The following is a 26,479-nucleotide window of genomic DNA, read 5'->3' on the forward strand; positions in this document are numbered from 1 at the left end:
TAAACGAAAACCTGTAGCGGATCGGTTCATGCCATCAGTCCGGCGGCGGTAAATCCACCGTCGACGGCCAAAACCTGTCCCGTCACGTAGGACGACTGCCGGCTGTCGACCAGGAAGGCGATGGCCGAGGCGATCTCAGCCGGCTGGCCATAACGGCGCAACGGCACGGTGCGGTGCCACTCCTCCCGGGTGGCGGCCGTGTGGTTTTCCTTGACCATCGGCGTCTCGATCGGCCCCGGTGCGATCGCGTTGACCCGGATGAGGTCGTCGGCCAGTTCCACGGCCATGATCTTGGTGAGGGTGATCAGCGCACCTTTCGAGGCCCCATAAGCGGAACGGCCGAGATTGCCCTTGATCCCGGAGACGGAAGCAATGTGGACGATCGATCCGCCGCCGTTTTCCCTGAGGATCGGCGCCAGCGCCTGCGAGAGCGCAAAGGCACCGACGACATTGATTTCGTAGATGCGCCGGAATTGGTCGGTCGTCGTATCCGCGAACCGCATGTTCGATCCGACCCCGGCGCTGTTGACCAGCGCTTCGAGCGGGTGGGAAAGCCGGCGGCACCGCTCGGCGAAATCCGCGATCGCCGCTTCGTCGGTGATGTCGAGCGGCACGGTCGTCAGGAATGCCGCCTGGTTGCCGAGCCTCTGCGTCAGCCGTTCGAGCGCCGCTGCATCGCGATCGACGGCGATCACATGCCATCCGGTATCGATCAGGAGCTCCGTCGTCGAAAGGCCGATACCCGATCCTGCACCCGTGACGACGATGCTGCGCATCCAGCTCTCCTATAGCCCTGCGATGACGAGTTCGAACGTGACCCCGACGGGATTGTCGCCGCGCGCAAGCCGGCCGCGATAGATGATCCCGTCCGTATCGACGACGGCCGCATCGAGCCTGGCACGCGGGCCATCAGGCGTCTTTTCCAGGATTCCATTCTCAATGGCGATTTCGGTAGCCAGGCAGGCCACGCGCCGGCCATCCTCGAAGACCGGCTCGTAGATACTGCCGATACCGAAGATCAGGGCTTTCTCGACACCATGGCCGACGCAGATCTCTTCGATCGCCGTCGCCACATCCTCGTTCGGCCTGATCCGCAGCAGGATGCCATTGCCCGGGCCGCTTTCGCCGACAGCCGAAAACAGCGTGAAATTTGTTTCGCTATCGGCAATGGAGTCGAACGTGGCCTTGACGCTGCCGTATCCTCTGACCGGAACCGGCTCGCTGACCACGCTGTCGAAAGGCAGAACATGCCCCATTCGAAGCCCGCCCTCACCCGTATCCCAGATGCCGTGGCAATGCACGAAGGGCGCTCCGTCCCGCTCGCCGAAGATGGCCGTCGCCGCCTGGAATTTCCCGCCGGCCGGGGGAGCGAAAGTCTCGCTGTACCACGCGGCATGCTCCTTGTCCGGCGAAAAGGCCGGCAGGACATAGCGGAATGGATCGCACGCGCCACCCTCCACATTCACGAAGCCGCCCTTGCAGCCAGCCTCCGCAAAGACACGCGCTACGCCGGCCAGAAACACCTCGCCCGGTTGAAGCATGCCTTCCACCGGCCTCAATTCGGTCCGAACCGCTTCACGGCGAACGGCCGCCACTGGCCCCGGGTGCCTTATATGTCGCGGCGTCGGCCTATCATTAGCCGGCTTTCGATCAAGTTCGCCGCGCGCCTCCAGTTCCTCGCGGATCAGCTTCTTGGTGATCTTGCCGTAGGCCGATTTCGGCAGCGCGTCCCAGAACAGAAAGCGCTTGGGCATCTTGTAGCGGGACATCTTGCCGTCGATGAAGCCGAACAGCTCCTCCTCGGACACGGTTGCGCCGCTTTTCGCGACGCAGACCGCATATCCGACCTCGCCCCAGAGCGGGTCCGACACGCCGAGCACGGCGACCTCGCTGATCGCGGGATGGGTCAGCAGCTTCTCCTCGATCTCGCGCGGATAGACGTTCGAGCCGCCGGAAATGTACATGTCCGAGGCGCGGCCGGTGATGTACAGAAACCCCTGATCATCCATGTGGCCGAGGTCCCCGGTACGGAACCAGCCGTCGCGGAACGCCTTCTCGTTGGCTTCGGGATTGTCGTAGTAGCCGGCAAAGACTGCGGGGCCGATGCAGCAGATCTCACCGGTTTCGAAAGGCGCGACTTCCTCGCCCCGATCGTTCTGGATCGACACCTGCATACCGGTCCGTTCCATGCCGCAAGTGCCGATCTTCACGCCCTCGCCATCATCCGGCGAATGCAGAGCCGGCGGCAGCACGGTGATCGCCCCTGTCACCTCGCCGAGCCCGAAATACTGTACGATGACCGCCCCCAGCGATTTCAGCGCCCGCTTCTGGTCCTCGCGATACATCGGCGCGCCGGCATAGATCACGTAGCGCAACGAGGAATGATCGTATTTCTCCGCCGCCGGATGCTCGACCAGGAGCTTCAGAATGGTCGGTACGGTGAACATGGTCGAGACACGCCACGTCTCGATCAGCGCCCAGGCCGTGTCGATGTTAAATTTTTCCGTCGGCAGCAGGATAGTCTTCACGCCGTGCGCCACCTGGGTAAGCTGGTGCACGCCCGCGCCATGCGAAAGCGGCGCCACGACCAGCGCCGCATCGGCGGAGGTCACGCCCGGCATCAGGTCGCAGAGGTGGTTGTTTATGACGAAAGCCATCTGGCCATGGGTCAGCACCGCCGCCTTCGGCCGTCCCGTCGTGCCGGACGTAAAGAAGAACCAGCAGGGATCGTCCCGCTCGACGGACGCCTCGACCGGTTTCCTTCCATAGAATTCCTCGACGATCGCATCGTAGGACGGGCCGAAATCCGCCTCGCCGATGGCGATCATGAAGCCGATCTCGGCATTCGTCCCGCGCGCCACCCGCGCATGGTCCGGAAATGACGCATTGCACATCATGCCCGTCGCGCCGCTCGCCTTGGCGAGATAGGCGACTTCCTCCGGCGTCTGGCGGAAATTGGTCGGAACCCACACCGCGCCGATGCGGAAACAGGCGAACATGCTCTCGAACATCTGGTTGCAGTTCTGCGATTGAACCAGGAGGCGGTCGCCCTTCGTCACACCGAACCGCTGCTGCAGCGCCGCCGCCATCGCATCGATGCGCGCCTCGAACTCCTCCCAGGTCCAGGTCTTTTCCGCCCAGACGAGCGCGATACCCTGCGGCTCGCGTCGCATCGCCTGCGTCACGAAACGGGCGAGGTTCATCACCCGCGTCGAACGCGGGCGGAGCCCCCCTTTCGGTTCGGCCTCGCCGCGTGCGGCAACTTCCGCGGTTACCGAACTGACCGCGTTCATTTCGTCCGCTCCAGAATGGAAACGTAGTTGGCGACGGCAGCGCCGCCCATGTTGAAGACGCCGGCCATGACGGCGTCCGGGATCTGCATCTCGCCCGCCTCGCCGCAGAGCTGCATCGCCGCCATGACATGCATGGAAACACCGGTCGCGCCGATTGGATGGCCCTTGGATTTCAGGCCGCCGGAGGGATTGACCGGCAGGCGCCCCTCCCTGCGGGTCACGCCCTCGCGGATGACGCGGTAGCCACTGCCGGGCTCGGCCAGCCCCATCGCCTCATATTCGATGAGCTCGGCGATGGTGAAGCAGTCATGCGTCTCGACGAAGCTCAAGTCATCTAGCGAAACACCCGCCTCGCCCAACGATTTCTGCCAGGCAAGCCGAGCACCTTCGAAGGCAATCGGATCGCGGCGCGACATGGCGAGGATGTCGTTGACATGATTGCGCGCCCTGAAACCGACCGCACGTTTCATGCCGGCAGCCACTTCGGGCGCGGCGACCACCAGAGCCGCCGCGCCATCCGAGACCAGCGAGCAATCGGTGCGCCGCAGCGGTGCGGCGACGTAAGGGTTCTTGTCGGACACAGTGTTGCAGAAATCGAAGCCGAAATCCTTCTGCATATGGGCGTAGGGGTTCTTCATGCCGTTCGCGTGGTTCTTGGCGGCGATCATCGCCAGTTCCTCGGAACGATCGCCGTAGCGCTGAAAATAATGGCTGGCGATGCGGCCGAAGAGACCCGCAAAACCGCCCTCCACATCCGCCTCCTCCTCGCGATAGGAGGCAGAGAGCAGGATGTCGCCCGTTTCCCTGGTCGGCAGCGCCGTCATCTTTTCCGCACCGACGACGAGCGCGATCTTGCCGCGGCCCGACGCTATGAAATCGAGTGCCGAATAAAGCGCCGCCGAGCCGGTCGCGCAGGCGTTTTCCATGCGCACCGCCGGCACGTGATCCAGACCATCGGCTGCCATCGCGACCAGCGCGCCCTGGAAATCCTGCTTGGAAAAGCCGTTGTTGAAGACACCGACGAAAATGCCGTCGACATCCCTTGCCGTGATGCCGGCATGCTCCAGGGCCGGATTGATGACTTCGGCCATCAGCTCCCGCGTGGAGCCGGCATCGGATTTGCCGAATTTGGAATGCGCCCAACCGACGATCTCGGCTCCTGACATGATCTTCTCCTCCGTTTCAAACGATTTCGGGGGTCTGCGCCGGCCAGCGTGCCGGTCTATGACCCCTTTGTTTGCAGCTTCCGCTCTGCTCGCACCGCCGGCTTCTGCGTGCCGAAAAGCGCCTTGAGCTTGCCCTGCACCCGCTCCACTTCCTGGGTCAGCAGCGCCGCAAGCTCCTTCTGCCGCTGCTCTCCCATGCGGCTGTCGATCGCAGCGATCGATAGCGCCCCCGCAAGCCTGCCGTCGGGCAGGAGGATCGCCATGCCGATCCCCCAGGAATTGGCGATCACCCGGCCGGGATTGAGCGCATAACCAACCTCCCGGGTGCGGGCGATGTCGGCGCGGACGATCTCAGGCGAATAGCCCGGATAATGCGCCGCGATAACGCTCTCGATCCGGCAGAGAATCGCTTCGATTTCGCCATCAGAAAGCGTCGCAAGCATGGCAAGCGACCCGGCTCCGACGCCGAGGGGGTTCTGGTCGCCGGTCAGCAGCGCATGCGTCCGCACCGGATGGGTTCCTTCCTCGCGATGCAGGCAGACGGCATAGTCGTCGCGACGCATCGATACGAAACTGGTGTCGGCCGACACGCTCGAGAGCCGTTTCAGGCTTTCACCGGCCATTTCCAGCAGGCCATGCCGGCGCGAAGCCAGCATGCCGAGCACATAAAGCTCGCCGCCGAGATAATAGCGGCGGGTGAGCTCGTCCTGTTCGATGAGGCGGGAGCGCATCAGCGCCATCAGGAGCCGGCGGGCCGTGGGCTTGTTGAGGCCGCTGTCGGCAACCACCTCGGCAAGCGCCACGCCCTTCTCTGCGGCCCGCCCGACGATGGAGAGAAGCTGCAAAGCCCGCTCCACCGCCTGCGCCCCCGAGACCGATCCCTCGCGGAGACCGGACAGGTTTTCGATCATCTCTTGCATTGGCCGTTCCTGTCCGGCGCCTCGACCTGCAGATCAGCCGAGCTTCTTGCCGACCGCCTTTTCGAGGATCGCCCAGGCCTCATCGCCGTATTTCCCCTTCCAGTCCTTGTAGAAGTTCGCCGCCCGCAGCTTCTCCTGGAACAGCGCCCCATCCGGTTTGTTGAACTTCATGCCCTTGCCCTCAAGTTCGGCCTGGACGGTGGCGTTGAGACCCATGACGTCCTTGCGCTGCAACTCGGCGGCGGCGTTGAAATGCTTGGAAACGATCTGCTGCAGGTCTTCCGGCAGCGCCTGCCAGGCGCGACGGTTGAGCAGGATCCAGAAACCGTCCCACATGTGGTTGGTCATCGAGACGTATTTCTGAACTTCGTAGAGCTTCGCGGTCGTCAGGATGGCGAGCGGATTTTCCTGGCCGTCGACCACGCCGGTCTGAAGGGCGGTATAGGTTTCCGCGAAGTTGATGGAAGCTGGGGCCGAGCCGAAGGCGGTGAACATCGAAGTCCAAAGCGGGCTGACCGGCACGCGAATCTTGAAGCCTTCGAGATCCTTCGGCGTCTGGATCGGCCCTTTGGACGAGGTGATCTGGCGGAAACCGTTGTCCCAGATCTTTTCGAGCGTCAGCAGCCCCTTCTTCTCGATCTCGGAGCGAACATATTTGCCGAGATCGCCGTCCATGGCCGGCCACACCTGATCGTAGCTCGGAAAAGCGAAGCCGACGCCGTTGAGCGAGGCATTGGGAACGAAGGTGGAAAGAATGATCGGCGACAGGCTGAACATCTCCACGCCGCCGGAACGCACCTGGTTCAGCATGTCGGTATCGGCGCCGAGCTGGCTTGACGGAAAGATGTTGATCGCCATCCGACCACCGCTCTCTTCCATGATCTTGGCAACCGCTTCCTTCGCGCGGATGTTCATCGGGTGGCTGATCGCCTGGTTATTGGCGAACTTGTAGGTGAATTCGGCGGCATTGGCCGGCCGCGTGCGGATCGAAAAAGTCGTGGCGATACCCGTCGTGGCGGCGCCCAGAAGAAGCGTTCTGCGATTGACGTTCATGAAATCCTCCTCCGATTTCAGTTCCCGGTTTTTATGGTCTCCCGGCTTTCAAAGAAAAACCGTCGAGAAGTGGGGCACCGCCGCGATCAGCAGAAGGCCGACCATCAGCGCGCCGATATAGGGCCAGATGGCCTTCATGGCCGCGTCCGGCGAAACGCTGCCGATCTTGCAGGCGATGTAGAAGCCTATGCCGATCGGCGGGGTCATGAGGCCGATATTCATGGCCGTGACCACGACCATAGAATAGTGGATGTCGTTAATGCCGAGTGAGCGCGCGACCGGAAACATGATGGGCGCCATCAGCACGATCGCCGGCAGACCTTCGAGCACGCAGCCGAGCACCATGAAGATCAAGATGGTGACACCCATGAAGGTGAGCCAACCGCCAGGCAAACCTTGCACCGCCTGGACCAGCTGTTGCGCGAACCCGGTCTGCGTCAGCGCCCAGGCCATGGCGGAGGCGGCGCCGAGGATCATCAGGATCGCACCGGAAAGTGCGGCGGTTTCAACCAGCATGGCATAGAGCCGGTTCGCGCCGATGCCGCCATAAAGCACCATGCCGATGATCATCGCATAGAGAACCGCGATCGTCGAAACCTCGGTTGCCGTCGCAATCCCCTCGCCGACTGCGGTGCGGATCAGGAAAGGCAGGACGAGCGCCGGCGCGGCGACGAGAAGCGCTTTCTTGATGACAGAAAGCGGCACCCGCTTCACACCTGCCATGGATTCATGCCGCGACTTCCAGCGCGCCAGAACCGCAAGTACCAGAAGCAGGACCATGGCGATGGCGAAGCCGGAGGTGAACAGGCCGGCAATCGAGACACCCGCCGCCGACCCCAGAACGATCAGCACGATCGAAGGCGGCACGGTTTCCGCCATCGCCGCGCCGGTGGCGAGCAGCGCGATCATTTCCGGCGGCTTGTGGCCGCGCCGCTTCATTTCCGGAAAGAGCGCCGGCGCGACGGTTGCCATATCCGACACTTTCGAGCCGGAAATGCCGGAAACCAGGAAAAGCGATCCGAGCAGCACGTAAGACATGCCGGCCCGCACATGCCCCAGAAGCGAAGCCAGAAATTCGACGATCGCCTTGCCCATGCCCGTCGCATCGAGAATACAGCCGAGCAGCACGAAGATCGGAACCGAAAGCAGAATGATGCTCGACATGCCTTCGTCCATGCGGCCGATCATCACGAAAACCGGCACCGACGTGGTGAAGGACAGGAAGGCAAGCGTACCCAGCCCGAAGCAGAAGGCAATCGGCACGCCGAGCATGAGGAACAGCGCCACGAAGCCGACAAGGAAGATCGGAATGTTCCAGTTGCCGATGCCCTTGAGGGCTGGTGCGGCGACCCACAGCAGCCCCGTGACCGCCGCGATGAGCGCGACGGAAATGACGACATGGCGAAAATTCGCTCCCTTCAACGCGTGGACAACTGCCAGGATGAGCATCAGAGCAATGCCGGCCGGCAGGGCTGCAGCACGAAAACTCATCGGAATATTGAGCGCAGCCGAGGTGATATAGGATTCCTCGATCGCATATTCGTAAGCCGGCCGCAGCATGACGCCAAGGAACACCGCCACCAGCAGCATGGTGAGCCTGCTCGCGAATTCCCTCGTTCCGCGCGGCAGCATGCCCACGAAGAGCGTCAACCGCAGGTGCTCGCTACGATCGACCGCCATGGCCGCGCCCAGCATGGCAAGCCACAGAAAGGAGATCGAAGCCACTTCGTCGATCCAGACGATCGGCAGCGAAAAGACATACCGGGAGATCACGCCCGTGAGCAGCAGCCCGATGATTCCGACGAGAAGCAGAGCGGCAACCGCCTCGACGGGCCGCATCCAGACGGAAGCCTTCGTCTGGGGCGCGACACCTTCCAGGCCAGCCAGCAGCGACGCTTCGTCCATCATCTCGATCGTATCATTGGCAGTCGTCACGCATTCATCCTCCGCCATGCCGCGCATCACGCACAGGCCGAAGGACAGGTTTCGGAACGATCGCCCAATACAGCCGACCTGGGATACGCCCTCCGGCGCATTGCTCCTCCTCCCGACGTCTGGCTCCTCCAGCCATCGTAGTAGTCCATGATATGGATCTTATTCTTCTTCGAGTTGCCGAACTGTGCTGGAGACCTGTGGTTTAGGCAAGACTAAAATCAAGTCTGGTGTAAAATTCCTCGAAGAAGATCCATATATTGGAACGATGCGATTCCTCCATTTCGGATCACTGGCTCAAGCTGCCCGACACGGTCACATGCAGTCCGCCATCGACCGGAAGCTCCACTCCGGTGATGTATCGCGCCTCATCAGACGCCAGAAACACCGAAGCCCAGGCCACGTCCCAACCATCTCCCTGGCGCTTCATGGGGGAAAGCGCATCCCGCCTGGCCTTCATCTCTTCGGCCGAACCATAATACCCGCTGATCTGCTGCTGGATATGCGGCGTATCCATCACGCCCGGCAGGATGGCATTGGCTCGGATGCCTTTGGCGGCATATTCGATGGCGATCGCTCTTGTGAAATGATTGAGCGCCGCTTTCGATGCATAATATGAAACGTAGGGATAACCGGTCCACCGGATGGAGGCGAGCGAGGAGATATTGACGATCGCGCCGCCGCCCTGGCGTTCCATGATCGGCAGAACGGCCTTGCAGGTGAGGAAGGCGCTGGTGAGATTGACATCAATCACCCGGCGCCAGCTTTCCTCCGTCGCCTCCGCGGCGCCGCCGGGCATATTGATGCCGACATTGTTGTGCAGCACGTCTATGCGGCCGAACCGCTCCATCGTTTTCTCGACAACGGCTGCAATATCTTTGGATCTGGTCACGTCGGCGGCGAGCGCAAGGCCTGTTCCGCCCTCCTGCCGGATCACGTCGAGCGTGTTCTTCGCGGCATCGAGATTGACGTCGACGCAGACGACGCTGCCGCCTTCGCGGGCATAGGCGACGGCCGCCGCCTTGCCGATTCCGAAACCCGGGCCGACCGAACCGGCGCCGAATACGAGAACGACCTTGTTCTTCATGCGATCCATGTGTTGCTCCTCCAGGCCACCCTCCCCGGCAACCTGAAGCAACTTATCGCGGGCTTCCCGATCGGTCCACGTCCAAGAACGAACAGAACATGTTCAGAAACATATCTAAACGGCCGGCACCGGATCAGGCAGCGGCCGCCGCCGGCAGTTTCAGGCCGAGAGTGCGCACGGCATTATCATGGAAGATCTTCTGCTTTACGGCCGGCGACATCTCGATCTCGTCGAGCAGTTTCAGGCAGACCTCCGGATCCCAACAGGGATAATCCGTGCCGTACATCACGTTGTCGACGCCGAAATAATCGATCGCGAATTTCTGGCCTGCCGAGTGCGGCGAAACCGTATCGGTGAACATCCGGTGCAGGTAATGGCTGACCGGCTTGGTAAGGCCTGCTGTCTTGGAATTCTTGTCCATGCGGCCGGATTGGTAAGGCAGCGCGCCGCCCGTATGCGACATCACGACCTTCAGGCCCGGATGCCGCTCCATCAGGCCCGAGAGGATGAGGCGGGACGCCGCAGCGCTCACCTCGACCACCCGGCCGAGGCTCAGATGCAGCGCATCGTTATACCCCTGCATCACGTCGGCGAAGACGGCGTCGGTCGGGTGGAGGAACATCGGCAGGCCGAGTTCGGCGACGCGGGCATAAAAAGGCTCCAGCCGCGGATCGTCGATCATGCCCTCCTTGCCGACGCTGCCCGGCAGGTTGACGCCCATGAGGCCAAGCCGGCCGACAGCGTCTTCCAGCACGTCCATGGCGATCTTGGTATCGACCAGCGGGATTGCGGCGGATGCCCAGACGCGACCCGGATAACGCCGCTGCGCCCAGGCCATTTCCTCGTTCCAGGCGATCGCCGCATCGCGGCCTTCCTCTGCCGGCAGTTCGGAAAAATAGATCGACAGCGGGCCGATCGAGCAGACGACGGAAATATCGTGGCCGAGCGCATCCATATAGGCGAGCTGCTCGTCGAGATCGAACCATTCCTTCCAACTCGCCACCGTGCCGCGGCGGCCATTGGCACCGTGATAGGTATAGCCGCCGCGCGCATTGGTGAAAGCCTTCGGATAATCCTCGCGCTTCATCAGCGGCCCGAAAATCGACCGGGGCCACCAGTGGAAATGGGAATCGATGATCTTCATGACGCTAACCTCAAGATTTCAGCGGCCGCTATCGACCCGCCAGGAGTCGGTCTTGGATTCCAGGAAGGACAGGATCTGGGTGAGGATGACGCCGAGCAGGATGACGATGACGATCGACACCATCATCTTGGTCGTCTGCATCAGCTGGCCGTAATAGGTGATTGCATAACCCAGGCCGGCATTGGCGCCGAACAGCTCGGCCACCACGACGCCGGTCAGCGCACGGCCGACGCCGAGGCGAAGCCCCGCCATCATCACCGGTACAGACCCCGGCAGCGCCACCTGCAGGAAGACATCGAGCGGCTTGGCGCCGAACGAACGGGCGGCGCGGGCAAGATCGCGGTCGGTATTCTTGATGCCGGACAACGTATTGGCATAGATCGGCGTCAGCGCGAACAGGAAGGCGATGGCGATGATCGTCGGCGTGCCGTAACCGAGCCACGCGACGAAGAGCGGGTAGAAGGCGACCGTCGGCGCGGAGTATTTGAACCAGATGAAGGGTTCGAGCGCCGCCTCCACATCCGAGAACCAGCCGGCCAGCATGCCGAGAACGATGCCGACGACCGTCGCCAATCCCATCGACCAGACGAAGCAATAAAGTGTCGCGCCGACATTGGCGCCCACTTGGCCATCTTCGAACTGCGCCAGGAATTCGGTCCAGACCTCGCTCGGCGTCGAGATGAAGAACGGATTGATGAGTCCGCCGTCGACGGCGATCTGCCAGAAGACGAGCAGGCCGATCATCGAAAGCGTGCCGAGGATCAGCGCCTGGCGGCGATAAAAGAGTTCGGCGATCATTTCGACCTCCAGTCGCGGACCTTGTTTTCGACCGAGCGGACAAGGATGGTGAGCGTGTAGCCGAAGGCGCTGACGACGAGCGCATAGACCAGCAGGCGGTCGATGCGCATCGCGGAACCGTAAAGATTGAGCTGGTAGCCGATCCCGGCCTGAGACACGAAGAGTTCACCCACCACCACGCCGAGCACGGCGCGGCCGACGGCGAGCCGGATGCCGGTCAGCAATGCCGGCAGCGAACCGGGCACGAGGACGCGGGTGAAGATGTCGAACTTCGTCGCACCGAACGAACGCGCCATCCGCAGAAACCGCGGATCGGCCTCGCTCATGCCGGCCATGGTGTTCAGCACGATCGGAAAGACGGCCCCGAGGAAGACCACGGCGATCTTCGGCGCCATGTCGATGCCGAGCCAGATGACCATGATCGGCAGGAGCACCAGCGTCGGCGCGATGTAGAGCGCCATCAGCGGCGGATCGATCAGGTAACGGGCGATCTTAGACGTTCCGAGCAGGACGCCGAGCGGGATCGAGACGACGACCGCCAACGCAAAACCCGCGACGAATTCCGTCAGGCTTATCTGCGCGTGATAAAGAAAATTGTCGTTCCGGAAGATATCTATCGCTGCGAAGAAGACTTCGGTCGGCCGGCTGGTGAAGCGGCCGTTCACCCAGCCCATCGACGGCGCCACCTGCCACAGGACGAGGAAGGCGAGCACGGCCAGCGCCCCCACGAGGGTCGGCCGGGAAGGACGCAGGAAGGAAAACGATATCTGGCGCACCGCCGGTTCGGCGGTCATTTCTGCCGATCTCACGCGACCTCCTTCACCAGCTGCATGCTGGACATATCTTCCGCAAGATGTGCACGCAGGCGCTTGCGCAGATCGTGGAAGGGCTCGCTGTCGAGCACCGCCTCGTCGCGCGGGCGCGGCAGGTCCACGTTGATCACTTCCTTGATGTGACCCGGGTTGCGGCCCATCACGACGATCTTGTCGGCGAGAAAGATCGCCTCATCAATGTCGTGAGTGACAAACAGCGCCGTCTTCTTATGCCGCTCCCAGATGCGCAGAAGCTCGGTGCCCATGATCTCGCGGGTCTGCGCGTCGAGCGCGCCGAACGGCTCGTCCATAAGCAGCACGTCAGGATCGACGGCGAGTGCACGGGCGATATTGACGCGCTGGCGCATGCCACCGGAAAGCTGGTGCGGATGATAATCGGAGAAACGGCCGAGGCCGACGAGACGGATCATCTGCATGGCCCGTTCGTTCAAATCGCCGCCGCTCCACCGCTGCATCTCAAGGCCGAACTTGACGTTGCCGCGCACCGAGCGCCAGGGAAGAAGCGAGGCTTCCTGAAACACGACGGCACGATCGCGACCGGGACCGGTCACCTCCTTGCCGTCGATCCGGATCGAACCGCGCGACAGATTGACGAGCCCGGCCATCGCCATCAAAAGCGTGCTCTTGCCGCAGCCGCTCGAACCGACGATGGTGACGAACTCGCCCTTTTCGATCGACAGATCGACGCTGTCGACGGCGGAAAACACCTCGTTGCTCTTCGGCTTACGATAATCGATCCCGAGATCGCGGATTTCAATCTGCGCCACTTTACTTATCCTCCTGGAGCGGGCTCCTACCCGCTCTCGTTATACCATCATACAAACGTCAGGCCTACTTGGGTTTCCATTCGTTGTAGGTGTCGTGGAACGTCCCGACCCAGTATTTTTCGAGCGGCATCGGCGCTTTGTAGCTGCCGTTCATGATGCCGATGTCCCAGAAGACCTTCATTCCGGCATCGCTTGCCAGACGACCGTCCTCGAAAATCTCGTCGATGAAGTCGTCGTAACCGCGGTTGAGATAGGTTTCTTCGAGGCCGAGCTTCGCAGCGAGCAGCTTGACCGATTCTTCCTTGTGGGATTTGGCCCAACGCACGGCCTTGGCGAAGCCGCGCAACACCGCCTTGATGGCGTTCGGATCGTTCTTGATGAAGTCCTCACGGGCATAGAAGCAGTGGAAGGGGAAGTCCGGCGTGATCGACTTCTGCTGCAGGAGCAGGTTCATGCCGCGATCGGCCGCCATGAACTTTTCCGGCGTCGCGAAGATGTTGACCTCTATCTGGCCGGCTTCCATGGCTGCGAGACGCGGAACGGAGCCGCCGCCCTGAACGATCTGCACGTCGCTCTTGGGGTTGATGCCCTTGGTGGCGAGCGCATAACGGGTCAGGAAGTCGGTCGAGGAACCGAAGGTCGAAATGCCGAAGCGCTTGCCCTTGGCTTCCTCCAATGTCTTGATCGACGGAACCGAATACCAGTCGAACACGGCCATGTTGAAACCGCCGTAGAAGATCTTCACGCCCTGGCCGCTTTCGACGCCGAGCAGCGCTTCGGAGAATGCGCCGACGCCGATATCGACGGAGCCAGCCACCATGCCGCGCACCAGTTCGGTACCGCCCTTGAAAGCGACGACCTTCACGTTGACGCCCTCTTCCTTGAAGAAGCCCTGGGCATCGGCGACATAGATGGGCAGCAGGGTCGAGGTATTGAGCGGAAGGCCGATCGTGATGTCCTTCTTCTCGATCGCCTGGGCGTTCGCCGCCTGAAAGGACAGCGCGGCAAATGCCGCCGCCGTCGCTATGGTTTTCAGAAATTTCAGCATTCTCTCCTCCTTGTGCGACGCCGGCACTCCCTGCGGCATCTGTTTTTCGTAAGTTCCAGTGTCCCTTCAGGCCGCCTCGCTCCTCGGGAAAGAGGCATCCGTGAGCTTCATGAGGAGGCTGCGGGCCTCCTGCACTGCAGCCGCATCGGCATCGGCAAGCGCGGCTTCCAGCCGCTGCAATTGCCGCGCCGTCGCGGCGGGAAGGCTTTCGATCTTGCGGCCGAGCATGGCCTGCGGGCCCTCGCCACCAGCCTGAGGCCAGATGGCCTCGCGTGTCTGTCCCTTTTCCATAACGACAACACGCGCCGGCCAGCCTTCGCCGGGGAGCGTGTCATCGGCCATGATCGTCACACGTTCGGCAAAGGCCATGACATCCGCATCGAAGGCTCGGGCGCGGTCCACATCCATCAACCTCGCCGGCTCGAAGGCGGCAATGCCGAGCTGCAGTCCGAGATGGGCGATGGTCGACAAACGGTCTTCAGCGACAAGCTGCCGGCTGGCAACGGGCGCTGCCACGGCCGGCAGAAAAACTTCGATACTGTCGATGGCACGGGGATCGACACCCTTTTCCAGCAGATGACGGAAGGCCTGGATCGCATTGATGCCCTGACGGGCGGAGACGAAAGGCTTCATTCCGACCCGCGCGATCGCCAGCGGATCGACATGGGCGGCCTCCAGGGCGACGGCTGCCGCCGCCTGCCCTTTCATCCAGCCGGGCGAGAGGAGGGCCAAATCCCCCTTTACTCCCGCCTTGGCGGCAAGCGCGGCACGGATCCCCTTGAAGGTCGCTTCGCCGATTGCCAGCCAGCGGGCCGACGGCATGCCGGACGGACGGCCGTTGCGCCCCGAACTGCCGGCCATTGACAGCACCAGCGCCTGGGCAACCTGCTCGTCCGAAAGATTGAGCGCAATGGCCGCACTCACCGCCGCCGCGGCAGGTGTCGCAAACAAACCCGGCCAGGTTTCCGGCAAGGCGGAAACGCCGCCTACAGCCTCCGAAAGCGCCACCCCGACGGCATGGCCGGCGGCAACCGCCTTTACATAGACCGCATGATCCTGCGCGAAAATCAGCGCCGCCGGAACCGCCATGGCATCGGGCGTCGCGCAAGAAGGCACGTGGATGGCATCCCATTCCGTAAAACGGATAACCGCCGACGCGCCCGCGGCAGAGGAGACTATGTCGCCCGGACCAGCTTCGCGATAGAAGGAGAGCAACGAAGCGCCCTCGGTCGCACCGGCACCGGCCGCCAGACAGGCGAGCGCATCGAGGGTATGCAGAGCGACAAGATCGCGGGTAGTTTCGTCCCCGCCATCGATTGCCGAAAGAATGGAAACGAGATCGCGTGCGTTCATTCGGCCGCCTCTCGCAAAGATATGTCGCCAAGTCCGACAGGCCGGGAGGCGACAATCGTTTCGCCATCCAGCGAAAACGCCGTGGTCAGAATGGCGTAGGGCACCGGCGCGGCGAGCGGCGTTTCGGCATCGGCGACCACCTTCAGCGGCCGCGTGCCGTAGGGCGCCTCGATATGCCAGTCGAGAAGCCTGGCCCCGTCAGGCAGATAGAAAGCCGAAATCGAACCGTCGACCGGATGGGCGGGAGAAGCCCGATCCAGCGCCGCGCTCACGGAGGAGAGGCGCGCCCCAATTTCGGAAACTGAAGAAAACGTGTCGACGCGGCGCACCCACACACCGTTATAGGCGACCGAGAGCCGCACCGCGAAGGTACGGCCGAGTTCCGCCCTGCCGGTGCGGATGAAACGCCGATCCCGGGAAAGGTCAGGTGCGACGGCAACATAGCATTCTTCGGCGCCGGCAAGCCGCACCGCCCGCTCGACGGGACCGGTGAAATCACCGGCAGATTTCGAAGCCACGTCGCCGGCCTTGAAGGCCTCGCGGGCGATAGTGTCCGTGTGGCGCACGAGATCGAGCTCGGCGCGATCCGCCTGGCCGCGAACTGCGGTGAAGAGGTCCGTCACATCCGAAAGCTCGACTGGCAGGATGGACAGGATCTCGTCCACGACGCCGCCGGGCATGCGATCAAGCTCGACCACGCCAAGACGTTTTGCCCCGACCCTGGCCAGCCGCTCGCCCGCGAGCTTGCCTGGGAACGGCGAATGGGCGACCTCGAAGGTCGGGGCGACGGACTTCACCCATTCCCCGACGCGCTTCGACAGAGCCGTCAGGAAGATCGGCAAACCTTCGCGCAGCACCAGGACAAGGCCGTCGGACCAGTAGGGCGTAAAACCGGAAACCCAGGTGACGCCGGCCGAGCGCACATGGTTGGTATAGATCAGCACGCCATCGAGACCGGCAGCAGCGATCGCCTGCTGCAGGCGGGCCTGCCGCGCCTTTACGTCCGCGAGGGAGAGTTCATTTTCGCGCCACTGGATCAGGCCGTGTCTCATGCCGCTGCCCTCCGAACGCCGACCGAGAACAGTTCGCGCGGCGTCTTCGTCAGGATTTCAGGCCCGTCGGCGCGGACGATCAGCGAGTCGCCGTGCACGAAGTAACCGATCTCAGGATTATAGGTGTTCGGGTGGACGATCAGCGACATGCCTTCCTCGATCACCGTGGTCACGTCTTCGAGAATATGCGGCTTGGTATCCGGGAAGAGTCCCAGGCCGTGGCCACGAACACGGGTATATTCGCTGGTCACATACTCACCGAGACCGTGGGCGCGAAAAATGTCGTTCTCGGCGCGGGCGATATCGGCCGCCGTCACACCCGGCCTGACCACCGCGAGACCGGCTTCGAGCGCGTCGTTATAGATGCCGAACACCTTGCGCTGCGCCTCGTTCGGTTCGCCGATGACAAGCGTGCGGCAGATCTGGACATAATAGCCGTTGACGCAAGGGGTAAGCTCGGTCGTCACCAGATCGCCGGGCTTCAGCACCTTGCCGAGCGGCGGCGCCATGCCGCGCACTTCCGGGCCGCCGACGCCGATGATCATGAAATTGTCGTCGACGCCTTCATTGCGGAAGAAGGATTCGATCTCGGCGATCAGTTCGTAATCCTTTTTGCCGGCAGCAGCCGCATTGCGGAACACCGCATAACCTTCGTCCGCAAGCCGCGCGGCACTGCGCACCGCGTTCAGCTCGTCGGCGGATTTCACCATCAGCAGGCGATCGACCAGCGCCGTCGCATCCTCGAAGCGAAGGTCGCCGCGCCGGGCGGCAAGCCCATAGGGCAGATGACGTTTCGGGCCGGCCGCGATGCGGCTGTTGCCGAGCCGCGCGACGACGCCGGATACCGTGCCAACCAGATCGTCGGCGATCACGGTCTTCACCTCCGGGCATTCGACCGCCGCCCGCTCGCCTTCCAGCTCGTCGTCGAGATAGAGGGTGACGTCGCCGTCACGGGTGACGACGGCCAGTCCCTCGCCTTCGAGAATGCCGAAATCGGCGGCGTAACGCAGATAGTCGTTCTGCCAGGCATTGCCGTAGAGCACGAGGCCATCCAGCCCCGCCTCCAGCATCGCCTCGACCAACCGTTTCTTGCGGATTTCGCCGATCATCGCCACGCTCCTCAGCCGTTCACCGCGATGCGGCGCGGCATGGGCGTTTCGCCGTAACCGTAGTTGCGGACAGCCGCCTCCCTGGACACGAGACCGTTGGTGATATCCTCTTCCAGATCCGAGCGCGAGCGACTGCGCGGATCGCCGTAACCGCCGCCGCCGGCGGTGAGGAAGGTGATGCGATCGCCCGGCCTGAACTGCACGTCAGTCGCCTTGTTGACCCGCTGCTGCGTGCCGTCGGCGCGATCGATGATCGCCACACTGACCTCGCCGGCATGACCCCCATGCAGGCCCCAGGGCGGGGTGACGGTACGGTCGAAGTTGATATTGCCCTTGCAGGCGCGCAGGCACCGGTAGGTCAGCTCGATGCCGAGACCACCGCGATGTTCGCCGGCGCCGCCGGAATCCGGGCGCAGGGCGTGTTTTTCGATGATGAAGGGATACTTGATCTCCTGCAGCTCGACCGGCGTGTTGCGCACGTCGCCCTGGCAGACGGAGACGGCCGCGGATTCGCCGTCCTCATGCGGACGCCCGCCCCAGCCGCCGCCGAAGATGTTCATCAGCAGGAAGCGGGAACCGTCGTCATAAAAACCGAAGAAGGAGCAGCCGCCCATATCGCCCTTGTGGGCGGCCGGGATCAGCTCGGGAACTGCCGGCGCCAGGGCTTTCAGGATCGTGTCGATGACGGTCGGCAGCGCGATGCTCCACTGACCGAGTGCCGCCGGCGGACGCGCCGAGAGGATCGTGCCGTCCGGCAGGTCGACATTGAGAGCCCGGAAGCAGCCTTCGTTGACATCGAGTTCCGGCGAGGTCAGCGCCTTGAAAGCGACGCGGGCCGCCGCGATACCGCCCGAGCGGCCGGAATTCAAAGGACCGTTGACCTGCGGATGCATGCCGTGGAAATCGACGGTGATGGTCGAGCCGGAGACGATCACCTTGACGGCGATCCTGAGCGGGGTCGCAAGATCGCGTCCGTCATTGTCGAGATAGCTTTCGGCAGAATAGATGCCGTCCGGAATACGTTCGATCACCTGGCGGACCGCGTTGTCGGCATGGTCCCAGATGGTCTCGACGCAGCTTTCCACCACGCCGCGGCCGTAACGGGCGACCAGTTCGGCATAACGCTTGGCGCCGATCTGGCAGGACGCCACCTGGGCGCGCAGGTCGCCGAGGCTGGCATCCGGATAACGGATATTGTCCTGGATGATCTGGTAGAGCGTGTCGTTGAGCTCGCCCGCCTTGTAGATCTTTAAGGACCGCATCTGCAGGCCTTCGGAGAAGATGTCGGTCGTCGCGTTGGAGCCGAAACCCTGGCGGCCGCCGCCGATATCCACCCAATGGGCGCGGTTGGCGGCAAAACCGATCAGCTCTCCATCATGGAAGCAGGGGGCGTAGACGACGACGTTGTTGAGATGCTGGCCGCAGATATGGCCGTGGTTCATGACGAGGACGTCGCCCTCCTCGAAACCCTTCAGCCCGTATTTCCTGATGCCGTCCTCGACGGCGATGCCGAGATCGGCGAGGAAGATCGGCAGGCCGCCGCGGTTCTGGGAGATCATCCGCCCGGTCGTATCGATCAGGCCGCAGCAATAGTCGCGGACTTCGTAGATCATCATGTTGTAGGCGGATTTGCAGAGCGCCTCCGCCATTTCGTCGGCATAGGCGACGATCGCATTGCGGACGACTTCGACGGTGATGGGATCGTTCTTCATCGGGGTCATGTCTTATTCCTCGCTCTGCTTGGCGAGCGTCACCAGGAGATGGCCGGCTTCGTGGACGAGCACTTCGTCGCCGGGGTGGATCAGGATGGTGGAATTGGGTTCTTCGATGACCGCGGGGCCGGTGAGCTTGAAGCCGGCCGGCAGCGCCGGGCGCCAGTAGATGGCCGTCTTCAGCGGCTTTGCCGGATCGTCGAACACGACATCGCGGCTGCCGACTTCGGCTTCCCCCTCGGCTTCCCACGGACGTGACAGCCATTCCTCGGCGACATTGTCGGTGCGGGCAGCGGTGAGCACGAGGCGCAGGCTGACAATTTCGAGCGCTTCGGTCGGCGCCGACTGGCTGTAGCGGCGGTCATGCTCGGCATCGAAACGCCGGCGAACCTCACTTGTGTCGCCCGACAGCATGCCGGTGTTCTCGATCGGGATCGAGATTGCATGCTCCTGGCCGACATAACGCAGGTCGGCGAAGAACCGGTGATCCGCCTCGTTCTCGGCAATGCCGTCACGCTTCATCTGCTCGCGGCCGCTCGCCACCAGTTCGGCATAGACCTTCTCGACGCCTTCATCCGACAGTTCGCCGACGCGGCCGATGAAGGTCTGCACGAAATCCTGCCGCCACGAGGCCATCAGCATGCCGAGCGCCGAGAACGTGCCCGGCAGTTTCGGGATGATGACCTGCGGAATGTAGATCTCGCGGGCGATGGCAATCGCGTGCAGCGGACCGGCGCCGCCGAAGGCGATCATCGCCGTGTCGCGCGGGTCGATACCCTTGTTGATCGAAACGGCACGCACCGAGAGCGACATGGAACTGTCGGCGATCTTGGCGACGCCGAGCGCCGCCTCGACCGGATTGAGCTTCAGTGTGCTGCCGACCTTGTTCAGCATCGCCTGTTCGGACGCGGCCCTGTCCAGCGGCATGCCGCCGTTGAGGAAACGCTGCGGATTGATGCGGCCGAGGATGAGGTCCGCGTCGGTGACGACGGGCAAGTCCGCGCCTTTGCCATAGCAGGCGGGGCCTGGATCGGCGCCGACGCTCTGGGGACCCACATGCAGGCCACCGGCATTGTCGACCCAGGCGATCGAGCCGCCGCCGGCGCCAACCTCCACGATGTTGACCACCGGCAACTGCATCGGCTGGCCGTCGGCTTCCTCGCCGATCACGTAACCGGTTTCGATAGCCGGCGCTCCATCGGTGATCAGGCTCGACTTGGCGGTGGTGCCGCCCATGTCGAAACCGATGCAGCGCTTCAGGCCGAGCAGCTTGGCGAGGCGACCGGCGCCGATCATGCCGGCGACGGGACCTGATTCCATCATCGACACCGGCTGTTCCTGCGCTTGGCCGATGGACATCACCCCGCCGTTCGATCGCATGATATGGATCTTGCCGCCGAAGGCGCCGGAGCGGAGATAGGTTTCCAGCCGCTTCAGGTAACCTTCGACGCGCGGACCGACAAAGGCGTTGAGCGCCGTTGTCGAAGACCGCTCGTATTCGCGATATTCGCGCAGGATCTCATGCGACAGCGTGATGAAGACATTCGGCAGCGCCTTGCGCAGCATGTCGCCGACGCGGCGCTCATGGACCGGGTTGGCCCAAGAATGCAGCAGGCAGATCGCCACAGATTCGACGCTGGCCGCCTCGATCTCGGCGATGACGGCGGCGACTGCCTTCTCGTCCAGTGCTTCGAGCACTTCGCCCGAGGCAAGAATGCGCTCCGGGATCTCGAAGGTCAGGCTGCGCGGCACCAGCGGCTGCGGGCGCTTGAAGAACAGGTTGAAGGCCTGGATGCGGTTGGAACGGCCGATCGCGTAGACATCGCGGAAACCGCTCGTGGTGATCAGTGCGGTGCGGGCGCCCTTGCGCTCCAGCACCGTGTTGATGGCGATCGTCGAGCCGTGCAGGATTTCGTTCAATTCGTCGGGATCGCAATTCGCAAGCTCGAGGCTGCGGGCGATGCCCTGGGTCGGATCGGCCGGCACGGTCGAGGTCTTCGACGTCACGATCCTGCCGTCGACATAACCGACGAGATCGGTGAACGTACCGCCAATATCAATTCCGACAATATTCATGCGTCCTCCTGTCCGCATGGAGCCCATGCGGAATGCCTAATCTTTGCGGATTGGGCCGAGACCTCGGCCAGCGGTGGCAGGAACACTCCGGCTGACGGCTAGAGCGTCAGGCTCCCAATGAGATTGTTCATGTCATTCCTCATCCTCGAATGACATTTGATCCATTCGAACGGCAACTAGCAACGGGTTGGGGGGCTTTAGGTTTGATAGCCTATAGACTATAGGTTATCACCATGTTCAACATCACGCTCCGGCGCATGGAAGTTCTGGTTGCAGTGGTCGAGGAGGGAAGCTTCGCGGCCGCCGCCGATCGTTTCGGCATCGCCCAGCCCTCCGTCAGCGCCCATATCATGGCGATCGAGAAGGAAATCGGCGGGCAGATCTTCGTGCGCCGCCGGGGCCGCAAACCGCTCTTGACCGAGATCGGCCGCAGCGTGCTGCAACATGCGCGCGAGTTCCTGGCCGAGGCCGACGACATGCGGGCCGAGGTGGTAAAAATTCGCGGCGAGACCGGCCAGCAGGTCGTGCTGTCCTGTCAGCGCAGCCTGGCCAATTTCGTTTTGCGCAAGGAAATCACGGACTTCGCCTTGGCCCGGCCGGATATCCAGCTGGTCCTGAGGATCGGCAAGCAGGAAGATGTTTTTTCCGAAGTGCGCGACGGCGTCGCCGATGTGGGCTGTTTTCTCGGCAATGAAGACCTGCGCGGCGTGCGTGCGGAGATCATCGGCCGGGAAAAACTCGTGCTGATCGCCTCGCCGAACCACGCCCTTGCCCGTCGCAAACGGGTCAAGCCGCAGGACGTGGCCCGTTATGATTTCGTCGGTCCGCCGCCTTCGTCTCTTTTCGGCCGCGGTGTTTCGAAACTTCTCGCCAATGCCGGCATCAGCCATGTGAAGGTCGCCGCCCAGGCGACGGAATACCAGTTTCTGCGCGAATTCGTGGTCGCCGGCGTCGGCATCGCCTGTTCGCTGGAGCGGAGTGTCGCGGCGGATATCGAGCGCGGCATGCTGATGAAACTCGATTTCGCAGGCGACGATCTGACCTTCGACGTCCGGCAGATCGCATCCGTACGCAGGCCGCTCTCGAAGCCCGCGGCCGATCTGATGGAGTATCTACGAACCAATCACAAATCGCTGGCGTGACCTATTGCGGCCGGCCGGATAACGCCAGCCGAGCACCGAAACCGATCAGCAGCGAGGCGAAGAGCCATTTCTGGATCGCCTCGACCAATGGATGACGCCTCAGGAATTGGCCAAGCGCCGAACCTGTGAAGGAAAGAAGCACGTCGAAGGCGAAACCAAGAGAAACAAGCACGATCCCAAGAAAGAGGAACTGCCCGGCAACGCCGCCCTCCACAGGGTGAACGAACTGCGGCAGCAATACCGAACAGAACAGCAGCGGCTTGGGATTGAGGAAATTGGTGAGCAGCCCGCGGCCGATATCGCCACGGTAGGAGGAGGTTGAGCGATTTTCATCCCGCGCACTTTCCTCCGGCACCAGCGAAGCGGCCCGCAGGATGCCGATGCCCAGCCAGATGAGATAGAGGCTGCCAACCAGCCTGATAATATCGAAAGCCATCGGCGACGTGCGGAGCAATGCCGCAAGCCCGAGCGCCGCGAGCGCCACATGCGCGCCCCTCGAAGCGGCAAGCCCGACCGCAGCCGCCAAGGCATGCCCATATCCTCGCACTGCCCCGGTCTGCAGCACCAGAACCATATCGGGCCCCGGCACCAGGAAAGCGACCACCAGCGCAGCTAAAAATATCCAAAGCTCGGTCATGTCCAACTCCTTTCCGCTCTATTCTAGCGTCGGAGCGGGTAGCATGTCCTTGCGAAGACGACCACAAAATGAGAGGTAATTGGCGGAAACGATCAACCAATATCCAATCGCTGTCATATTATGCCAAATCTGAAGCTGGATGCCATAGACCGCAAGATCCTCGCCGCCTTGCAGCGCAATGCGCGGCTGACCAATGTCGAGCTGGCCGATGAAGTCGGCCTTTCGCCTTCTCCCTGCCTGCGGCGGGTGCGGATCCTGGAAGAGGCAGGCGTCATCGGCGGTTATCATGCGAGCCTCAACCGCAGCGAACTTGGACTCGGACTGACGGTCTTCGTCGGGATCAAGGTGGAACGCCATCACGGCGCGGCCCCGGATGCATTCCGCGATGCGGTGCGCGATATGCCGGAAGTCATCGCCTGCCATCTCGTTTCCGGCGAGGCTGATTTCCTGCTGCAGATCGTCGTGGCCGATCTCGCGGCTTATGAGAAGCTGCTGCTCGGCACCTTGCTCAACCTGCCGGGCGTCACCGATATCCGCAGCAATTTTGCCATCCGCACGCTGAAGGAAACGGCACCCTTGCCGCTCGGGCACCTGCCGCAATAGTGGTGTTAGGTCTCTTCAGGGCCTGTTTCCAAAGCGCCGCGGGCAAGGTGGCGGGCATGGTCGCGGACATCCTTCGGCCAACCTTGCGTCAGCGCACGGAAACGCTCGGCCTGCCCCGCGTAAAGCGCCCGCGCCGCCTCCTCGTATCCCGGTTGGTCACCTGCCAACGCTCGCATGAAACGATCCGCCGCCTCCTGGGAACGGCGCTTTTCGTCATCGGACAGGCTGGCGGCTCGCGCCGCATCGACCAGCTTGCGCAATGCTACGGAAGCGCCGCCTGGCTGCTGGCCAAGCCATTCCCAATGCCGCGGCAGCAGCGTCACCTCCCGCGGCACCACACCGAGCTTCGGCCGGCCGGGACGCCGTTCGGTGGGGATAGCGACGTTCTCACCCTGCGGCAGACGTCCAAGACATTCCGCGAGACTGCCGCGCAAATCGAGATCGACGGGCTTGCCGGTGGCATCGTCGAAGACCAGAAGATGGTCATGATCGCGATCCTTGAGAGCAGTCACGACCTCGTTCGGTGTGCCGCTCGCAACACGCCTGTCGTCTTGAAAAACTGTCCAATGAAATTCCGGCATTCACATCCCTTTCAGGCGCAAATTTTATCCGGGTAGAATATACGTGTCAACCCGATGTCAGGCCGTCCGCTGCCTCAGGCGTCCCCAGCCTTCCTTGATATGGCCGGCGGCGCGAACAATCGCTCGTCGTGCCCGGGGCTCGATCGTCCTGGCGATTGCCAGTGAAACCAGAAGCAGGAGCGCGACCAGGACAAAAGCCACCAGCCAACGGTTCTGCTCTGTTCCGAAGCGGGCGAAAACCGCATAACCGATGTTCTGGTGCAAGAGATAGAGCGGGTAGGTGAGCCCGCCGAGACCGATCGCCAACGCGGGAGAAATGCGCAGCGACGGCGCCGTGGCGCAGATCGCCATGATGCCGAGGGACACAGGACCGATCAGGGCCAGCCCTTCGACATTGCGGACGAGCCCATACATTTCCACAAAATCCGGCTCGGTCAGGAAAGGCGTCACGGTTGCCCAGCAGGCGGCGAGCGCCAGCACGCAGAGATTGGCCGGCGACCAGTCGCGCTGCGTCTTGTAGAGCGTCAGGCCGAAGGCGAAATAGCCGGAATATTCGGTGATCAGCAGTTTCTGGACGGCGCCGCTGCCGATGAGGGTCTCGTTGGCCACGGACAAGGCAAGCCAGGCCAGTACCAGCACGCGCCAGCCGCGGTCGAAAAGGCCGATCGCGATCAGCACGAAGACCCAGAAGTAGAAGATGATCTCGTAGGCGATCGTCCAATAGGCACCGTCGAGGAACGGCTGGCCGAGACCGCGCGAGATGATGACGGCATGCGCCAGCCATTGCCTGACCGTCGGCGGATCGAGCGTCGGCACATGCCACATCGAAAGCACGACGGCGGTGATCGTCGCGCAGGCGATGAAGGTCGGCCAGAGCCGCGCGAAACGGCCGGCGGCAAAATCGTAAGCCGAGCGGCCCTCGGCCGACATGGCGATGACATAGCCGGAAATCGCGAAGAAGATCAGCAGACCGGCATCGAACCACATGGCGAACGGCGCCAGTTCCGGAAAACCGAGCCCGCCGCCTTCACCGGAAATCCGCATGCGGAAACCATAGTGGAAGGCCAGCACCATCAGCGCCGAAATAAGGCGCAGGATATCCAGATTCAGCAGCCTTGGGGTATTCGGGACCGTCATGGGATTCTCGGGCACGATGTAAATCGCCATCACCCTAATGGACGCGCCTTTGAAAAAGGTGAATCAACTGCCGCGAATGCGCACGTTTGATCCTCTAGGAAGAGGCCAAGGCTTCCCTTTCCGGAGCGAATATCGTTTCTTGTCAGTTTAATGACGAGCGGCAAAGCAGCCGCCAAGGGAGGATTCGATGACGATTTTTCTCTGCAACGCCTGCGGCACATCCTTTGACGGGCCGAACGGGGCACCGGAAATCTGCCCCATCTGCAGCGACGAACGCCAATATGTTCCCCCTTCGGGCCAGTCCTGGACGACGCCGGAGAAATTGGCGCGTACGCACCGCAACACCTGGCTGGAACTGGAGCCGGGCCTCACGGCCATTCAGACTGTACCTGCCTTCGCCATCAACCAGCGCACCCTCCTGCTGCGGACGCCGCAGGGCAACGTCCTGTGGGATTGCATTGCCCTTCTTGATGACGCCACAAGGACGATCGTCAAATCACTTGGAGGCTTGAGCGCGATCGCCATCTCCCATCCGCATTACTACACCACGATGCAGGATTGGGCCGCCGCCTTCGATGCGCCGATCTACCTGCACGCCGCAGACAAGGAATGGATCTGCCGACCTTCGGACCATGTCCGGCTGTGGGAGGAGGATGCGCTGGCGTTGTCGTCCTCAGTGACACTGGTCCACGGCGGCGGGCATTTCGCCGGCGGCACGGTACTGCATTGGCTGACCGAAGACGGAACGGGCGTGCTTCTGGCCGGCGATATCGTGCAGGTGACCCCGGGCACCGACCACGTCTCCTTCATGTGGAGCTATCCGAACATGATTCCGCTCAGTGCCACCGAAGTCGCCGATGTCGCCGAGCGGCTGGCGCCCTGGCCTTTCGAGCGCATCTACGGCGCCTTTTCGCATCAGAATGTCCGAAAGGATGGACAGGCGATCGTCGCCCGCTCCGCCAAGCGTTATATCGACCGGCTCACGAAATGAAAACGCGCGGGCGTTTGCCGCCCGCGCGCTCGATAACTCAGAAAA

23 protein-coding genes and 1 pseudogene are annotated in these 26,479 nt (G+C 62.6%); 3 read left to right on the forward strand and 21 right to left on the reverse strand.

Annotated elements, in window-relative coordinates:
* Positions 1-26: 26 nt before the first annotated feature.
* From DMO26_RS24035 to DMO26_RS24115, 18 genes and pseudogenes are all read right to left on the reverse strand, one after another.
* On the reverse strand, positions 27-776 hold the full coding sequence (locus DMO26_RS24035; RefSeq protein ID WP_117194705.1) for an SDR family NAD(P)-dependent oxidoreductase: 750 nt from the start codon (positions 774-776) through the stop codon (positions 27-29).
* Between the two features lie 9 nt (positions 777-785).
* Positions 786-1,541: a PCC domain-containing protein gene (locus DMO26_RS35110; RefSeq protein ID WP_404947083.1), complete on the reverse strand. Its 756-nt coding sequence runs from the start codon at positions 1,539-1,541 to the stop codon at positions 786-788.
* Positions 1,542-1,652: 111 nt separating this feature from the next.
* A pseudogene (locus DMO26_RS24040) lies at positions 1,653-3,293 on the reverse strand (acyl-CoA synthetase); the annotation flags it as partial.
* Complete coding sequence (locus DMO26_RS24045; protein WP_117194707.1) at positions 3,290-4,459, reverse strand: acetyl-CoA acetyltransferase; 1,170 nt, start codon at positions 4,457-4,459, stop codon at positions 3,290-3,292. The gene DMO26_RS24045 and the pseudogene DMO26_RS24040, both read right to left, overlap by 4 nt.
* 56 nt (positions 4,460-4,515) lie before the next feature.
* Positions 4,516-5,379: an IclR family transcriptional regulator gene (locus DMO26_RS24050; protein ID WP_226951408.1), complete on the reverse strand. Its 864-nt coding sequence runs from the start codon at positions 5,377-5,379 to the stop codon at positions 4,516-4,518.
* A 33-nt stretch (positions 5,380-5,412) separates the two neighbouring features.
* Positions 5,413-6,432, reverse strand: coding sequence for a TRAP transporter substrate-binding protein (locus DMO26_RS24055; protein ID WP_117194708.1), 1,020 nt, complete (start codon positions 6,430-6,432; stop codon positions 5,413-5,415).
* A gap of 48 nt (positions 6,433-6,480) precedes the next feature.
* Complete coding sequence (locus tag DMO26_RS24060) at positions 6,481-8,385, reverse strand: TRAP transporter large permease subunit (RefSeq protein ID WP_404947080.1); 1,905 nt, start codon at positions 8,383-8,385, stop codon at positions 6,481-6,483.
* Positions 8,386-8,653: 268 nt separating this feature from the next.
* Positions 8,654-9,460 (reverse strand): SDR family NAD(P)-dependent oxidoreductase, encoded by an 807-nt coding sequence (locus DMO26_RS24065; protein ID WP_117194709.1) that lies wholly within the window; start codon positions 9,458-9,460, stop codon positions 8,654-8,656.
* A gap of 124 nt (positions 9,461-9,584) precedes the next feature.
* Positions 9,585-10,595, reverse strand: coding sequence for an amidohydrolase family protein (locus tag DMO26_RS24070; RefSeq protein WP_117194710.1), 1,011 nt, complete (start codon positions 10,593-10,595; stop codon positions 9,585-9,587).
* An 18-nt stretch (positions 10,596-10,613) separates the two neighbouring features.
* Positions 10,614-11,393 carry an ABC transporter permease gene (locus tag DMO26_RS24075; protein WP_117194711.1) on the reverse strand — a complete coding sequence of 260 codons (780 nt, stop codon included), beginning with the start codon at positions 11,391-11,393 and terminating at the stop codon, positions 10,614-10,616.
* Complete coding sequence (locus DMO26_RS24080) at positions 11,390-12,202, reverse strand: ABC transporter permease (protein WP_162895046.1); 813 nt, start codon at positions 12,200-12,202, stop codon at positions 11,390-11,392. The genes DMO26_RS24075 and DMO26_RS24080 overlap by 4 nt, the downstream gene beginning before the upstream one ends.
* Positions 12,199-12,993 carry an ABC transporter ATP-binding protein gene (locus DMO26_RS24085; RefSeq protein ID WP_117194713.1) on the reverse strand — a complete coding sequence of 265 codons (795 nt, stop codon included), beginning with the start codon at positions 12,991-12,993 and terminating at the stop codon, positions 12,199-12,201. The genes DMO26_RS24080 and DMO26_RS24085 overlap by 4 nt, the downstream gene beginning before the upstream one ends.
* A gap of 64 nt (positions 12,994-13,057) precedes the next feature.
* The gene (locus DMO26_RS24090) at positions 13,058-14,041 is read right to left on the reverse strand and encodes an ABC transporter substrate-binding protein (RefSeq protein WP_162895047.1); all 984 of its coding nucleotides are present in this window, start codon (positions 14,039-14,041) and stop codon (positions 13,058-13,060) included.
* Positions 14,042-14,107: 66 nt separating this feature from the next.
* Entirely contained in the window at positions 14,108-15,394 is a 1,287-nt protein-coding gene (locus tag DMO26_RS24095) for an MmgE/PrpD family protein (protein WP_117194715.1), read from the reverse strand.
* Entirely contained in the window at positions 15,391-16,446 is a 1,056-nt protein-coding gene (locus DMO26_RS24100; RefSeq protein ID WP_117194716.1) for an aminopeptidase P family N-terminal domain-containing protein, read from the reverse strand. Before DMO26_RS24100 ends, DMO26_RS24095 begins: the two co-directional genes overlap by 4 nt.
* The gene (locus tag DMO26_RS24105; protein ID WP_117194717.1) at positions 16,443-17,555 is read right to left on the reverse strand and encodes a M24 family metallopeptidase; all 1,113 of its coding nucleotides are present in this window, start codon (positions 17,553-17,555) and stop codon (positions 16,443-16,445) included. Before DMO26_RS24105 ends, DMO26_RS24100 begins: the two co-directional genes overlap by 4 nt.
* An 11-nt stretch (positions 17,556-17,566) precedes the next feature.
* Positions 17,567-19,276 (reverse strand): hydantoinase B/oxoprolinase family protein, encoded by a 1,710-nt coding sequence (locus DMO26_RS24110; protein ID WP_117194718.1) that lies wholly within the window; start codon positions 19,274-19,276, stop codon positions 17,567-17,569.
* Between the two features lie 3 nt (positions 19,277-19,279).
* On the reverse strand, positions 19,280-21,343 hold the full coding sequence (locus tag DMO26_RS24115) for a hydantoinase/oxoprolinase family protein (RefSeq protein WP_162895048.1): 2,064 nt from the start codon (positions 21,341-21,343) through the stop codon (positions 19,280-19,282).
* A gap of 233 nt (positions 21,344-21,576) precedes the next feature.
* Here DMO26_RS24115 and DMO26_RS24120 point away from each other — a divergent pair, with 233 nt between their 5' ends.
* On the forward strand, positions 21,577-22,485 hold the full coding sequence (locus DMO26_RS24120; RefSeq protein ID WP_117194720.1) for a LysR family transcriptional regulator: 909 nt from the start codon (positions 21,577-21,579) through the stop codon (positions 22,483-22,485).
* Between the two features lies 1 nt (position 22,486).
* On the opposite strand, the gene DMO26_RS24125 is transcribed toward DMO26_RS24120, so the two are convergent.
* Positions 22,487-23,122: a LysE family translocator gene (locus tag DMO26_RS24125; protein WP_117194721.1), complete on the reverse strand. Its 636-nt coding sequence runs from the start codon at positions 23,120-23,122 to the stop codon at positions 22,487-22,489.
* 120 nt (positions 23,123-23,242) lie between these two features.
* On the opposite strand from DMO26_RS24125, the gene DMO26_RS24130 reads away from it, so the two are divergent.
* Entirely contained in the window at positions 23,243-23,725 is a 483-nt protein-coding gene (locus tag DMO26_RS24130; RefSeq protein WP_117194722.1) for an Lrp/AsnC family transcriptional regulator, read from the forward strand.
* Positions 23,726-23,730: 5 nt separating this feature from the next.
* Here DMO26_RS24130 and DMO26_RS24135 read toward each other — a convergent pair whose 3' ends face one another.
* Both DMO26_RS24135 and DMO26_RS24140 read right to left on the reverse strand, forming a co-directional pair.
* Positions 23,731-24,306 (reverse strand): DUF2239 family protein, encoded by a 576-nt coding sequence (locus DMO26_RS24135; RefSeq protein ID WP_117194723.1) that lies wholly within the window; start codon positions 24,304-24,306, stop codon positions 23,731-23,733.
* A gap of 57 nt (positions 24,307-24,363) precedes the next feature.
* On the reverse strand, positions 24,364-25,443 hold the full coding sequence (locus DMO26_RS24140; protein WP_117194724.1) for an acyltransferase family protein: 1,080 nt from the start codon (positions 25,441-25,443) through the stop codon (positions 24,364-24,366).
* A gap of 187 nt (positions 25,444-25,630) precedes the next feature.
* Between DMO26_RS24140 and DMO26_RS24145 the strand changes: the two genes are divergently transcribed.
* The gene (locus DMO26_RS24145) at positions 25,631-26,434 is read left to right on the forward strand and encodes an MBL fold metallo-hydrolase (RefSeq protein ID WP_117194725.1); all 804 of its coding nucleotides are present in this window, start codon (positions 25,631-25,633) and stop codon (positions 26,432-26,434) included.
* Positions 26,435-26,479: the final 45 nt, after the last annotated feature.

The sequence above is a fragment of the Rhizobium terrae genome (assembly GCF_003425685.1).
In the GTDB taxonomy this organism is placed as follows: Bacteria; Pseudomonadota; Alphaproteobacteria; order Rhizobiales; family Rhizobiaceae; genus Neorhizobium; species Neorhizobium terrae.

Coding starts and splice junctions, on each gene's coding strand:
- DMO26_RS24120 (WP_117194720.1), top strand. CDS start 21,577: ATGTTCAACATCACGCTCCGGCGCATGGAAGTTCTGGTTGCAGTGGTC.
- DMO26_RS24110 (WP_117194718.1), bottom strand. CDS start 19,276: ATGACCCCGATGAAGAACGATCCCATCACCGTCGAAGTCGTCCGCAAT.
- DMO26_RS24035 (WP_117194705.1), bottom strand. CDS start 776: ATGCGCAGCATCGTCGTCACGGGTGCAGGATCGGGTATCGGCCTTTCG.
- DMO26_RS24125 (WP_117194721.1), bottom strand. CDS start 23,122: ATGACCGAGCTTTGGATATTTTTAGCTGCGCTGGTGGTCGCTTTCCTG.
- DMO26_RS24055 (WP_117194708.1), bottom strand. CDS start 6,432: ATGAACGTCAATCGCAGAACGCTTCTTCTGGGCGCCGCCACGACGGGT.
- DMO26_RS24050 (WP_226951408.1), bottom strand. CDS start 5,379: ATGCAAGAGATGATCGAAAACCTGTCCGGTCTCCGCGAGGGATCGGTC.
- DMO26_RS24135 (WP_117194723.1), bottom strand. CDS start 24,306: ATGCCGGAATTTCATTGGACAGTTTTTCAAGACGACAGGCGTGTTGCG.
- DMO26_RS24100 (WP_117194716.1), bottom strand. CDS start 16,446: ATGAGACACGGCCTGATCCAGTGGCGCGAAAATGAACTCTCCCTCGCG.
- DMO26_RS24045 (WP_117194707.1), bottom strand. CDS start 4,459: ATGTCAGGAGCCGAGATCGTCGGTTGGGCGCATTCCAAATTCGGCAAA.
- DMO26_RS24115 (WP_162895048.1), bottom strand. CDS start 21,343: ATGAATATTGTCGGAATTGATATTGGCGGTACGTTCACCGATCTCGTC.
- DMO26_RS24145 (WP_117194725.1), top strand. CDS start 25,631: ATGACGATTTTTCTCTGCAACGCCTGCGGCACATCCTTTGACGGGCCG.
- DMO26_RS24075 (WP_117194711.1), bottom strand. CDS start 11,393: ATGATCGCCGAACTCTTTTATCGCCGCCAGGCGCTGATCCTCGGCACG.
- DMO26_RS24095 (WP_117194715.1), bottom strand. CDS start 15,394: ATGAACGCACGCGATCTCGTTTCCATTCTTTCGGCAATCGATGGCGGG.
- DMO26_RS24060 (WP_404947080.1), bottom strand. CDS start 8,385: ATGGCGGAGGATGAATGCGTGACGACTGCCAATGATACGATCGAGATG.
- DMO26_RS24070 (WP_117194710.1), bottom strand. CDS start 10,595: ATGAAGATCATCGATTCCCATTTCCACTGGTGGCCCCGGTCGATTTTC.
- DMO26_RS24130 (WP_117194722.1), top strand. CDS start 23,243: ATGCCAAATCTGAAGCTGGATGCCATAGACCGCAAGATCCTCGCCGCC.
- DMO26_RS35110 (WP_404947083.1), bottom strand. CDS start 1,541: ATGCTTCAACCGGGCGAGGTGTTTCTGGCCGGCGTAGCGCGTGTCTTT.
- DMO26_RS24090 (WP_162895047.1), bottom strand. CDS start 14,041: ATGCTGAAATTTCTGAAAACCATAGCGACGGCGGCGGCATTTGCCGCG.
- DMO26_RS24140 (WP_117194724.1), bottom strand. CDS start 25,443: ATGACGGTCCCGAATACCCCAAGGCTGCTGAATCTGGATATCCTGCGC.
- DMO26_RS24065 (WP_117194709.1), bottom strand. CDS start 9,460: ATGGATCGCATGAAGAACAAGGTCGTTCTCGTATTCGGCGCCGGTTCG.
- DMO26_RS24105 (WP_117194717.1), bottom strand. CDS start 17,555: ATGATCGGCGAAATCCGCAAGAAACGGTTGGTCGAGGCGATGCTGGAG.